Consider the following 12,890-nt stretch of genomic DNA (forward strand, 5'->3'; position numbering starts at 1 on the left):
TAGTCGAGCGCGAGCGGACTCGAGCCGCTCGCGCTCGACTATTATAATTTACTTGGGGACAATTAATCCACCCTGCTAAATCCCCCTTAAGAAGGGGGACTTCGATCGGACTCTTGTCCCCCCCTTATTAAGGGGGGCTAGGGGGGATCGAGGGACTCATCGTGGAACAGGCATCTTGCCTGTTCTTGAAAATGGTGCAAGATGTAAAATTAAACTGAGATGTTGCACTATTCTTAATTACCTGTTTAGCAACGGGCAAGATGCCCGTTCCACAAGAAAGAAATTCATTCTTTGTGGAACAGGCATCTTGCCTGTTCTTAACAATGGTGCAATATCTAAGATTAAACCTTTCTCAATTAGCTGTTTAGCAACGGGCAAGATGCCCGTTCCACAAGAAAATTGAGTTTTGTGGAACAGGCATCTTGCCTGTTCTTAACAAAGGTGCAAGATGTAAGATTAAACCTTTTCTTTCGCAGGCGGAACCAAACCAGTTTTATTCAAACCCGCATCAATCTGCCTGAGTAATTTAAAATCATCTTCGGGTAAGGAATTAACAGGCGAGTGTTTTTCCAGAAACGAGAATGCTTGGCGAAATTCACGCTGCCGGGAGTCGATCGCACTATCGAAGTGACAAGGTACAATTTTTTCAAAGTCCCAACTCGCCACTTTATCCACCCAATCGAGAGTTTCCCTCGGCGCGCGGTTGAGAATCAAAGTCTGCAAAATCGGCGCGACAAACAACCGCCCTCCTCCCCGCAAAGCCTCAAACGATCGCTCCCAATGTGTTTTCCACTTGAACGGATACAACCCGAAATAAGCTTTCCTAGAGCGTTCTGGCGCTTGGCGTGCCTTGGCAAATACCTCCGACCACGGCGGCACTTCCAGCACGCTGGGGCTAAAATACATGGCAAATAAGGCGATTCTCTGCCACCCTTTGCGCCGATTTTCGTGGGTGTCTGCCACAATGTCCGAGGCGCTGTCTTTGGCGTGAAACAGCAGCGGGTACGAGTCGAGTTGGACGATCGCGGGCGGATTTTCGGGAATGGAAACCACGGAATCTGTTAACATCAGCGTGCGCGATCGTCTGTGAAATAACGCAACTTCTGCAAATTTGCCCAAACCAAGGTTCAGGGGGCCGAGAATTGCCCAGTCAAATTGATCGGCTAACGGCGTGTTGCTGCTGTCAAAGGGCAGTACAGAGGTGCGTTTGGCGGGCATACCCAGCCAACTCAGCGGCAAATTCACGGGGAAACTCCACTGCTGCGGGGCGACAAACACCTGCGCTTCAGGAAAACACCTCGCAAAGGGGCCGACAAAAACTTTGTGCTCGATGCCGGAAACCGTTGTCAGCAGGATGTACTTCACTTCGCCGTGCTCTGCTACTAACTCCTTTACCAAGCGGATGCACTCAGGAGTCGGTGCCACGGGGGCGTAGACGAGAAGGCCTTCGGGTTCTAATTTAATTACTGTCATCCGAATCGGGACGACAACGTAGAAAATGCCTTGTAGCTGGTCAAAAGTCCAGATTGTATCCTTAACAATTTCCTTGCGGATGGTGCGCCGCTTGCTGTAGGGATAGAGGGGGACGACTGGCCAAAATGCCCAAGAATAGTCCCTAGAATCAATCTGTGCTGATGTTGGTATGCCTTCGCCCTCTGCCACTGGTGCGACTCCTTGCCGATTTTTTTGTACGTGCGATCGAACTGTTTTTATCTTATTTCACTCCTGTTGCGCGGATTCGAGGAGTTGAAACCGGGTTTCACCAGGCCTGGGTGCGAGAACTATTAAACTCACATCTTGCACCATTCTCAAGAACAGGCAAGATGCCTGTTCCACAAAGAGTGAATTTTCTTGTGGAACAGGCCGAAAAGCCTGTTTCTAAACAAGTAATTGAGAATGGTGCAACATCTCAGTTAAACCAACTCTTCAGGATCAATGCCTAACTCCCGCAACCGCGCCGCTAGTCTTTCCTCTCGCTGTTGAGATTCTGTCAGTTGCTGTTGAGATTCTAGAACTTGCTGTTGAGCTTCTATCAGTTGCCGTTCCGCCGCCGTCGCCCTTTCACCCGGACTCAAAATCAACCCTCCTTGGGCCGTAAACCATCGCAACCACAACCGATTCATACTCTTATAAGTGCCTTGCCACCAACCTAAACTCAACTGCAACTCAGGAATAAATAACCGCCCATCAATTAATTCTGCCGGTTCATAGTGGCCTCCTACAAGATGAAAAGCTCGCAATTCATCCGTGTAGCGACTGAACACAAAATAGTAAGGAATCCGCAAAATTTGTTCATAAACTTGCCACTTAGTCGGCGGTTCCCCAGCTTGCTGAACAGTCCGCCCTAAATCTTCATCTTCAGTGCCCGGCGATAGCAATTCCACCACCACAAACGGATTTACCCGTTCTTGCCAAACTACATAACTCAAACGCATATCGCGCCCTTGATAAAGCCTTGGCACACCCACCGCAGCAAACCAATCCGGGCGTTTATGCCAGCGCGGTTGTGTTGCATCGTAATACAAATTTAGGTCGCTGGCTGTAAAGACTTGTTCCGCATCCCATCCCGGCGGCAAAAACGTGAATTCCAAGAGTTGCGGCTGATCTAAATGAAATGTATCTGGCAAACCGGGCTCCTTTGGGTCTTCGCTAGGTAAATCATACATTGTTGGCAAACTCTGCCGGGGGTCTAAAGGCGGTTCAGCTTGAGCAGGCGGGTAAGTCGGGAATGTCATAATCAATTCTGAGGTTGCTTATCCTGATATGATTATAACCTTGTGAGAATGTCTTGCATTTCCAAAGAATTCCCATTAACTCTCAATCTCAAATCTCCAATCAAAACTCCAAAATCGATATGACTCAAAACTACCGCATCACTCTTTTACCAGGAGACGGCATCGGCCCTGAAATTATCGCTGTGGCGGTAGATGTCCTGAAACTTGTCGGCAAACAATTGGACATCGGCTTTGAATTTCAAGAAGCTTTAATGGGCGGCGCTGCTATTGATGCAACAGGCAATCCGCTGCCAGAAGAAACACTGGAAAAATGCCGCAACTGCGATGCAGTATTGTTAGCAGCTATTGGCGGTTACAAGTGGGATAATTTGCCCCGCGAACAGCGCCCGGAAACTGGATTATTAGGACTGCGGGCCGGATTGGGATTGTTTGCAAATTTGCGTCCTGCGACTATTTTACCGCAATTGGTTGATGCTTCTAGTTTGAAACGGGAAGTTGTCGAAGGCGTGGATATTATGGTCATCCGCGAACTCACAGGCGGCATTTACTTCGGCAAACCGAAAGGCATTTTTGAGACGGAAACAGGCGAAAAACGCGGCGTTAATACGATGGCTTACACCGAGTCGGAAATTGATCGAATCGGGCGAGTCGCTTTTGAGACGGCCAGGAAGCGGGGGAAAAGGCTGTGTTCCGTTGATAAAGCGAATGTTTTGGACGTTTCGCAACTGTGGCGCGATCGTATTATTGCCCTTTCTTCAGAATACCCTGATGTCGAACTTTCTCACCTCTACGTTGACAACGCAGCCATGCAGTTAATTCGCTGGCCGAAACAGTTCGATACAATTGTCACCGGCAATTTATTCGGCGACATTCTTTCCGATGCGGCGGCGATGTTAACTGGTAGCATTGGGATGCTGCCTTCTGCTAGTTTGGGAGCAAGCGGGCCGGGAGTTTTTGAACCCGTGCACGGTTCCGCACCAGACATCGCCGGACAAGATAAAGCAAATCCCATCGCCCAAGTTTTAAGCGCGGCAATGATGCTGCGCTACGCCTTAAATCAGCCGGAAGCTGCTAATAAAATCGAGCAAGCAGTTGTCGAAGTTTTGGATCGAGGTTATCGCACTGGTGATATCATGTCGGAAGGCATGAAACTCGTCGGCTGTCGGGCAATGGGCGATGCTTTAATTGAAGTTCTGCAAGGTTGATTTATTTACCTTTACTCGTTCCCAGGCTCTGCCTGGGAACGCATTTCATGAGGCTCTGCCTCCACTAAAACAAGGCAAACTAGACTGAATTTTGGAGGCAGAGCCTCCGGGTATTAATTACCAGGCAGAGCCTGGTAACTAGAAAACTAGACAATTAATTCTTACTCGTTCTTACTCGTTCCCAGGCTCTGCCTGGTAACGCATTTCATGAGGCTCTGCCTCCATTAAAACAAGCCAAATGAGACATAAATAAAGGAGGCAGAGCCTCCGGGTATTAATTACCAGGCAGAGCCTGGTAACTAGAAATTTTATAATTTAATGTGCCGCTGTCAAAAGATGGAATTGCTCGGTATCAATGCGATTGGCTCGATACAAAACTTCAGCTATTTCCGAAAGCGCTAACACAGAATGTGCGCGATAACCGTTGGCCTGCATCTTATCTTTGACTCCCTGTTCATGGTCGATTAATACCACAATATCTTCCACATTCAAGCCAGCCGATTTTAACTTAGCCGCGCCTTCCATCACGCTTTTGCCACTAATCAAAATGTCATCGACTACGACAATCGTTTCTCCTGCCTGAAAATGCCCCTCAATCAATTTGCCTGCACCGTAAGTTTTCACCTCCTTGCGCGGGAAAATCATCGGGCGTTCCATCCGCAATGCTAAACCGGTTGCAGTGGGTAAAGAACCGTAGGGAATTCCCGCAATGCGATCGAATTTTAAATCCTTGAGAATGTCTGCATAAGCGCTGACAATTTGATGAAAAATCTGCGGAATTGAAATGATTTTCCGCAAGTCGATGTAATATGGAAATACGGCGCCCGATGCTTGTACGTGGTCGCCAAAAACTACGCAGCCGATGTCATAAAGTTGCAAGATTAAATCGCGGTGAGGTTCCGGTTGCAAAAAGCAAACATCCGGCAGCCACAGTTCGCAAGTGGGACTACCTTCGATCGCCCGCAGCCTCTGTTTATTAATACTATCCCGCAGTTTCTCAATTTCTCGGTGCGGCTCTTTCCCCGCTAATAAACTTGGGGGGATTGGCAGCAGCAAACCGTCACCATTCTTGCTTAAACCGGCCGCCAGCAGTTGTGCGAGGTCGTTTTCTTCTGTGAGGTCATTTTCTTCGGCGATGTCTCCTTCGACTAAAATTAGGCGTTCAGGAGCTTCTTTGCGGATGCGGGCTAACATATCCGGCATTACTCCTACTTCTAAACCGACTTTTTCGGGAGTGCCCCAAGTTTGAGAGAGTCGGACTAATTGCAAGTAAAAAGGGTTGTTTGGCGTCGGATATTCTTGCAAAGCAGCCCCTGACGGGTTGGCGGTGGCACAGAGGACAAAAACAGTTTTTCCGGCGTATAACAAAAATGGCGCTACTTGGTCGAATCCGGCATAGGGACTTAAGGTAATAGCGTCAACTCGCCAGTCTTGAAATACTATTTTGGCAAAGACTGTGCTGGTATTTAAATCGCAGTGTTTGGCATCTAAAATTACGGGCAGGTGAGGGGGAATAATTGTTAAAAGTTCTTGCAGCAATGCCCAACCGGGAATACCGAGAGATTGGTAAAAACCGAGGGTGATTTTGCAGGCACAAATTAAATCGGCTGTTTGGTCGATCGCACTTTTTAGCTTAGCAAACAAATCAGTTACAAAACTTTGAGTTTCTTCCCCAGTCATGGAAACCTGCGGGGGCAAGGTTTCTGGGTCGGGATCGAGGGCTAAATACAGCAAACTTTGATTGCTTTCAACAGCGGCTAACAGTTTATCGAAAAAGTTGGTTCGATCGCTCATAGTGTGTTATGGAGGTAAGGGAAATTTAAAAAATTGCAGATCAAAGTGGGATTGGTGTTGTGCCGGAAGAAACCGATCCCCGTTGAAATTGAAAGTAAGAATCTTTTAAGATTGTAGAATGTAAAGAGCAGGAAATCTGTAACTTTGGGAGCAGTTTCATGGGGAATGATTTTCGGGTTGGCTACACCAGTGATTGCACCTAACCCGCAGCAAATCAATTAGTTGCGGTAAAGTAACCAGTGTCCGGGCGGCGATTTGATCGGCATTCCCCTGCGGTACGCGAGTTTAGCAAATGCCCATTTGCAAGGGGCAGATTTGAGAGAAGCAAATTTTAGGGAAGCTAATTTATCCGGGGCAAATTTGAGCGGGGCTGCTTGGCGGCAAGCTAATTGACAAGGCGCTAAGGAATGAGAATTAAATAACTTGCATTTTTTGTAGGTTGGGTTGAGGGACGAACCCTGCGTTTCACTCCGCCCAACGCCACGCTTGATTGTTGGGTTTCGTTCCTCAACCCAACCTACGAAGTTATTTAATCCACGATCCTAATTTTACTCAAGCTAATTTAATCCAGAGTCCGTTTGAGGGGGTTAATCAAAAAAATGCTAAGGTTGCAGGTGTTATTTGGGTTGAGGCTAGTATTAAATAAAAGCAGAAGTTAAAGCAATGCCCGCCTTATATTAGGGATAGTAATAAATGATCGGTACGATCGACTTTACGATTTGGGATGAGTTGCTGCAACGCTACGTTGACGATTTGGGCCGCGTCAATTATCGGCGCTGGAAAGCTGAGGGGGCGGATGTTTTGAGGGCGTGGCTGGAAAGTTTGGCCGATTTGGATTTGGCGGATTTTACTGATGCGGATGCGCGGCTGGCGTTGTGGCTGAATGCGTACAATGCGATCGCAATTTCTCAAGTTCTGGAAGTATATCCGATCGCGTCCATCCGTCCCAAAATTTTGGGAATTCCCAACTGGCTGAGTTTTTTGGATTTTTTCACTCGTTCAAATTCGATTATTGGCGGCAAAAAGTACAGTCTCAATCAAATCGAACACGCAATTTTGCGGCCGGAATTTGCGGAACCGCGCATCCATTTTGCATTAGTTTGCGCTTCTGTCGGGTGCCCGCTGCTGCGCCGGGGGGCTTATTTCCCCGAGTCGGTACGGACTCAACTAGAAGCGGATGCGAGCCGTTTTATTCACAATCCTGATAAGGTGCGATATGATGCCCAGAAAAAGACGCTTTATTTGAGCAAGATTTTTAAGTGGTACGGCGAGGATTTTGTCAAGGCGGCGGGTTCGGTGGCTGAGTATGTGGGCGGTTATTTGGGGCCGGAGGCGGCTGTGGGTGATGGATGGGCGATCGTTTTTTTGCCTTACGACTGGAATTTGAATCGGGTTGAAGGTTGAGATTTGCGCCTGTGGGTAGGTGTTTTTTTGAGGGGGTGATTTTTTTCGGCTGTCGTTACCCCTTCAAATTGCCAGATTCAACAGGGCGATCGGATGACTCCGAGGCAACGCGGCGATCGACTCTCACGGCTGCACGGCGATCGACTCTCACGGCTTCACTCGCAGCGCTGGCATAGGCACGGCTGCATTCGCACTTGCACTCGCACCGATGGCACGGATGGCACAGTCGCAACAGTCGCAACAGTCGCAGCGCTGGCACGTCGGGTAAGTTGGCAAGGTTGCACGGCTGCACGGCTGCACTGCTGGCAAGGTGGCACGGTGGCAAGGTGGCACGGTCGGAGCGGTCGGAGCGGTCTAGCTTTTTTGCGTCATAGCTGCGAGTGAAAACCAGTCTGATTTTTAAAAAGTAAACTTACTAAAACGCCAGAAAACCCGCTACAACTACATTGCACTGGGTTTTAAATTATGCGGTGTTTATATGTACTGTTGATGTCTTTTATTTGACATCTTACTTTTTATGGTTATAATGAAAGTCAAATAAGGAAATGCCTAATGGTATTGCTTATGATTGGTGTATCATAAATCCTCCCCTTAATGGGGCATACTAATTAAGTCAGAGCTAGTCACCATTTAATAATTAACGGAGTATATATAAAATGAATGAACGGTTAATTGATTTAGATGAGTTAATAACTCGCTGCAAAGAAGAAATTACACAAGAATATATTAAAGAAGCCGTTGCTTGTTACAAAGCAGGGGCTTTTCGTTCATGTATTGTTTCTACATGGAACGCGGTAGTTTTTGATTATTTAAATAAATTACGTCAACTTGAACTAACTGGTGATAATCAAGCTCAAAAAGTTTTGAAAAACTTTCACACCTATAGAACCTCAAATAATTACACTAAACTATGGGAATTTGAACTTAATCTTCCTGAATGCGCTAGAAAAGATTTTGAGTTTATTTCATCTATAGAAGAAGTTGATTTAAAAAGGTTACACGACGATCGTAGTCGTTGCGCTCATCCTTCTATGCTTTCAGATGAAAAACCATTTCAACCTACTCCAGAGTTAGCACGTTATCATTTGCGTAATGCAGTAACGCATTTACTACAATATCCACCTGTACATGGAAGAGTAGCTATTGAGCGTGTAAAAAGAATGATTGAATCTGCGGGATTTCCTGAAAATACTGAGGAAGCAATTAAAATTCTTAAAGATAGTTACTTAAACCGTGCGCGTGCAACTTTAATTAAAGATGTAGTTATTGAACTAACGCACGCTGTATTTGATGAAAATGTAGACTCAAAAATACAAGATCGTATGTATGCAGCTCTTGAGGCTATTTCCCAGCTTCATTTTGAGCAGTTTCAAAAAATTATGTCTGATAAACTTCTTAACATTATTGAATCAGTTGATGATAAAGACTGGCATAGAGTGTTTGGATACTTAGGTCGTATGCAACTATGGGATTTTTTGAAAGACAAACAAAAAATTCAAGTTAAAAATTTTATTCAAAATATAGAATTTAAAAAAAGTAACGATATTTTAATGCTTTTAGATGCTCTAGATTCCACTAAAGAATTTCAAAGTTATGCTTTAGAAAAAGTGAAAACTTATCCTCAATTTAAATTACCAGAATTTATCGACTTTATAACAAAACACAACCCTAAACTAAAAAATGATAAAGATTTTTTACAACAAATTATTCAACCTTGCACAAGTTATTTAGTCCAAAGGTTTATAAATGGTCATCAGGGCTTTGGTAATCCAACATCTTACACAACTGACCTTATCTTGGTTACAAGCTGGCTTAATAACGAGGAAATAAAAAGCATTTTAAAGGCTTTTTGTGAAAACGATAGCATATTTCAAGCTACTCAAGTACCAGCAATGATGACAAATTTGTTTCAACAAACTGTTGAGACACCCGCATTGCTAAAAAATGAATGGTTATTAGTTAAGGTAAAAATTGAAGACCGCCCCGAATATGCTCAGCTACTACAGTTAATTAATGAGAATTGTTCTGATAGTGTTTTAACTTTAGATACTAATAAAGAAGGTAAAGACTTCCATACAACATAGAGCTAACAATAAACTGGGACTTCTCCTCATACACCAATTAACTAAGCGATATCAGTTTTCAATTATAGGAAAAACTTGACTTCCCCCGCCTAGTGTTATTTGAGGCTCTAAATCAGAAAATATAGATTTCCTGATGTGGTTTTAACGGTTACAGGTTCTAGGCTGGGAAATGTGATTTTCCCCGCCTAGATTTATTTAGCAAAGTAAGGTTGGTGATATTCTCACGTCACTATCTAAAAATGGTGTGACTGTTAGCGAAACTTACAGGTTGCAATCAACCTAAATCCCTATCAGGGATTGAAACATGACCTCAATCAGGTTGAGGGTGGAGATTTTCACTAATCGGTAGGTGGTTAGATGAATGCTAACCACTTAGCTATCGATCCGCCCTTAAACCTCTCCACTCAAAATCTGTTGAACCGTCAAACTTAACTGTGGAAACATCGGAGATACGATCGCCTCTCCATCCCGAAATACCCCAACCTCAACATATTGCCCCTCCTCAAGCCGCAAAACTGTCACGACTTGTTCAATTGGATCGATAACCCAATACTCTGCGATGCCCCGCGCTGCGTACTGAGCTCGTTTGCGATCATAATCCCGATCCCTGCCCAGTCTACCCGGACTCACTACCTCCACAACAAACCGAGGAGGCAACATATCGAAAGTGATAGTTAGCCTGTTTGCTGTCAGCGGAATGTGTTCAGGTTCCAGAATTATCAAATCGGGGTAGCGGTTGGCCGCATCTCCCGATCGCAAAACGGCAACTTGAACCTCGCAATTATGCGTTTTAATCAGTCTAAGTGGCACTAGCCCGCTGCTAGCCAGATAGAAAAATAGATAGTTAGCAATGAAATTATTAGGTTCAGATTCTGGCGGCAAAGCTATTAACTCCCCATCAATTAACTCATAGCGTTGACCCGTATCATTTGAGGAATTAAGGTACTCGTCAAAAGTTAATTTTTTAGATTGAGCTTGTACCATAATATTACATTCCTTGATTTATTCGTTTCTTTCTGCTGGGAGTTTGTTTATCTAGAAACGGTTTCAACAGCCGAAGGATATCAATCAAATCTGCTGTGCAAGTTCAGCAGGTGTCCCAGCCTCGATCGACGATCGCCCCACAAGTGACATATTAAAAACTATCACAGTTCAAATCCTCTGGAATATAAACAATGATTTCAGATAAATTTCGGCGCGAGTTGCGAGAACAAGCCAAACTCTGGCAAGCAGAAGGACTCATCGACACTTCATTCTACCAACAACTTTCGGAACGCTACCAATTCAACACACTCGAAACCGCCTCCCGCAACCGATTCCTCAGTATTCTGATGAGTCTCGGCGGCATTCTCCTCGGTATAGGAGTCATCACCTTTGTAGCGGCAAACTGGCAAGTTTGGTCGCGCGAAGTGAGAGTTGCACTGCTGCTAAGTCTTTTCGTAGCAGTCAATGCAGCAGGTTTCTATCTGTGGCGAATTCCCCCATCCCGAAGCCAAAACTCCCCTCCCAATATGCCCGCAACAAAAGGGCGAAACAAACTCCTAGGTCAAGGATTGTTGCTGTTAGGAGCTCTGATTTTAGGAGCAAATATGGCATTGATGGCGCAAATGTTCCACATTGGCGGTTCTTCCTACGGACTTTACCTCACTTGGGGAATCGGCGTGCTCGGAATGGCTTACAGTTTGCGGTTGACTTCCTTGGGCGTTTTGTCCGCACTTTTGATCGGTTTGGGCTATTGGCTGGCGGTGTTTGATTTCTCTTCCAAAGTCGAGTTTTCTTGGGTGGAAGTTTTGGTGCGGCAAATGCCGATCGCAGCCAGTATAATGTTTGTGCCGTTGGCTTATTGGTGTCGATCGCGTGCTATTTTTGCCATAAGTGCGATCGCGATAATTTTTTCCCTACAAGTTTCTATCGTCCAAGGCTTAAATCTAACCTGGGGTACAGCAATTTTTTGCGCCCTACCGCCCGCTTTGCTGTGGGGATACGACGATGCAATCTGGCCGAAGGTACGCAGCAAGCTGTTTCAACCTACCGCCCGCAGTTTAGCACTGCTGTTTCTCGCCAGTTTATTTTATTTTCTTTCTTTCCACTGGTTGTGGCAAGATTCGCCGAATCCTGCGCCAACGGAGTCGGATTGGGTTTTGCTGGCAAATGTGGCTGTTTTGGGCGGTTTCACGGTGTTTGAGTGGCTGCGTTTGGGACGTTTGGAACTGCGGCGACCAAAACAAAAAGCAGTGGATTTGACTACAAGTGCGATCGCACTTTTGATACTCATCACCGCTTTCATACCGCTTTACCACTTGAATTTTATGCGGATTCCCGAATTAGCGACTTTTCTGTTCAATGTTTTATCATTTCTGCTAGCCGTCGGCTTAATCAGAGAAGGTTTAGCGTTAGGAAACCGCCAGAGTTTTTGGGGAGGCATGGTATTAATCACCCTGCAAATCATCAACAGAGTCTTTGAATATAACACAGGATTGTTGCTGAAATCTTTTGTATTTGTTTTGTGCGGAATAGGCGTAATTGCTGCGGGTTTGTGGTTCGAGCGCCACTTCGCAAAAATCCCCGATGAATAGAAATTATTCATCTCTCTCTTCTCTCACTCAGCGCCCTCTGCGTTCTCTGTGGTTTAATCATTCCGAAACCACCGTAAACAATATAACCCATACATAACATGAACACAAACAACATTGACTTATTAGTTAACAATCCCGATACAACAAATCTGTTTCAGCTTCCCCCGGAAGCAAAACGCCTTCCCGCGTGGCGAATGTGGGTTCCTTTGCTGCTGCAAATCGGACTAATTGCCGCCGTACCAGCGACCGCCGTTTACACTTTTATTACTGGAAAAACAGTTGTCCTGCAAACAGCACCAGTAGACCCTTACGACTTTTTGCGGGGATATTACCAAGTTTTGAGCTATGATATTTCCGCTCGCACAAATCTCCAAAAACTCCCCGGCTGGAAAGATTTACCGATGGAAAAAATATATTGTTCGCCAGGAGTTGTTTGTCCACAAAATACGCAGAGTGTTAAGGCAAAAACCAGTTTTTATGTAATCTTAGAAGCGCCAAAAGCCCCCACTAATCCCGGTCGCCCCCAAGCTTGGAAACCCGTGCGCGTCAGCCTGGAAAATCCCGCCAATTTGCCCGCCAACCAAATCGCTATTAAGGGCAAATATAACGGTTGGCAGATGGAATACGGCTTAGAAACTTATTATATGCCAGAGGATGAAAGGGAAAAAGTCAATCAGGAGATTAGCGAAGCTCAAAGGAACCAGCGACAATCTTTTTTGGTAGAAGTAAAGGTTGACAAAACAGGCCATGCTGTGCCTGTGAGTTTGTGGGTGCGCGATCGCAATTATCGATTTTAGCTGATATCTCGCACCATTGTCAGCAACAGGCAAGATGCCTGTTCCACAAAATATAAATTTTATTGTGGAACAGGCATCTTGCCTGTTCCCAAACAAGTAATTGAGAATCGTGCAACATAGGAGTTTGAGCCAAAAAGGGCAAAAGGTCGATCGGTCTTTTGGCCTTGTTTTGAGTATTTTGGCTTAGGGATGGGGCCGAGGTGCGGCGATTCCCTACCGCAACGGGCCCGCAGGCGCAATGGGATAGCTTCGCTCGCGCACACCTTTCAATTGCCGACAACCCAGGAGAATCTAG

General features: G+C 45.5%; 11 protein-coding genes. 7 read left to right on the forward strand and 4 right to left on the reverse strand.

Annotation, left to right across the window (positions count from 1 at the left end; genetic code table 11):
• Positions 1–456: 456 nt before the first annotated feature.
• Positions 457–1,662: a DUF4336 domain-containing protein gene (locus tag QUB20_RS09300; protein WP_333249549.1), complete on the reverse strand. Its 1,206-nt coding sequence runs from the start codon at positions 1,660–1,662 to the stop codon at positions 457–459.
• A 251-nt stretch (positions 1,663–1,913) separates the two neighbouring features.
• Complete coding sequence (locus QUB20_RS09305) at positions 1,914–2,735, reverse strand: Uma2 family endonuclease (RefSeq protein ID WP_333249551.1); 822 nt, start codon at positions 2,733–2,735, stop codon at positions 1,914–1,916.
• 119 nt (positions 2,736–2,854) lie between these two features.
• Between QUB20_RS09305 and leuB the strand changes: the two genes are divergently transcribed.
• Positions 2,855–3,940, forward strand: coding sequence for a 3-isopropylmalate dehydrogenase (gene leuB, locus QUB20_RS09310; protein WP_333208150.1), 1,086 nt, complete (start codon positions 2,855–2,857; stop codon positions 3,938–3,940).
• A gap of 315 nt (positions 3,941–4,255) precedes the next feature.
• Here leuB and QUB20_RS09315 read toward each other — a convergent pair whose 3' ends face one another.
• The gene (locus QUB20_RS09315) at positions 4,256–5,734 is read right to left on the reverse strand and encodes a bifunctional orotidine-5'-phosphate decarboxylase/orotate phosphoribosyltransferase (RefSeq protein ID WP_333249553.1); all 1,479 of its coding nucleotides are present in this window, start codon (positions 5,732–5,734) and stop codon (positions 4,256–4,258) included.
• A gap of 255 nt (positions 5,735–5,989) precedes the next feature.
• On the opposite strand from QUB20_RS09315, the gene QUB20_RS09320 reads away from it, so the two are divergent.
• From QUB20_RS09320 to QUB20_RS09335, 4 genes are all read left to right on the forward strand, one after another.
• Positions 5,990–6,127 (forward strand): pentapeptide repeat-containing protein, encoded by a 138-nt coding sequence (locus tag QUB20_RS09320; RefSeq protein WP_333249555.1) that lies wholly within the window; start codon positions 5,990–5,992, stop codon positions 6,125–6,127.
• A 300-nt stretch (positions 6,128–6,427) separates the two neighbouring features.
• Positions 6,428–7,138, forward strand: a complete 711-nt coding sequence (locus tag QUB20_RS09325; RefSeq protein WP_333249557.1) for a DUF547 domain-containing protein — start codon at positions 6,428–6,430, stop codon at positions 7,136–7,138.
• 93 nt (positions 7,139–7,231) lie between these two features.
• Entirely contained in the window at positions 7,232–7,522 is a 291-nt protein-coding gene (locus QUB20_RS09330) for a hypothetical protein (protein ID WP_333249559.1), read from the forward strand.
• Positions 7,523–7,794: 272 nt separating this feature from the next.
• Entirely contained in the window at positions 7,795–9,222 is a 1,428-nt protein-coding gene (locus QUB20_RS09335; protein WP_333249561.1) for a hypothetical protein, read from the forward strand.
• A gap of 390 nt (positions 9,223–9,612) precedes the next feature.
• Here QUB20_RS09335 and QUB20_RS09340 read toward each other — a convergent pair whose 3' ends face one another.
• Positions 9,613–10,206 (reverse strand): Uma2 family endonuclease, encoded by a 594-nt coding sequence (locus QUB20_RS09340; protein WP_333249563.1) that lies wholly within the window; start codon positions 10,204–10,206, stop codon positions 9,613–9,615.
• Between the two features lie 191 nt (positions 10,207–10,397).
• On the opposite strand from QUB20_RS09340, the gene QUB20_RS09345 reads away from it, so the two are divergent.
• Both QUB20_RS09345 and QUB20_RS09350 read left to right on the forward strand, forming a co-directional pair.
• Positions 10,398–11,798, forward strand: coding sequence for a DUF2157 domain-containing protein (locus tag QUB20_RS09345; RefSeq protein WP_333249565.1), 1,401 nt, complete (start codon positions 10,398–10,400; stop codon positions 11,796–11,798).
• Positions 11,799–11,896: 98 nt separating this feature from the next.
• Positions 11,897–12,595, forward strand: coding sequence for a GDYXXLXY domain-containing protein (locus QUB20_RS09350; protein ID WP_333249567.1), 699 nt, complete (start codon positions 11,897–11,899; stop codon positions 12,593–12,595).
• The last annotated feature ends 295 nt before the right edge of the window (positions 12,596–12,890 follow it).

The sequence above is a fragment of the Microcoleus sp. B4-C2 genome, assembly GCF_036705265.1.
GTDB lineage: Bacteria > Cyanobacteriota > Cyanobacteriia > Cyanobacteriales > Microcoleaceae > Microcoleus.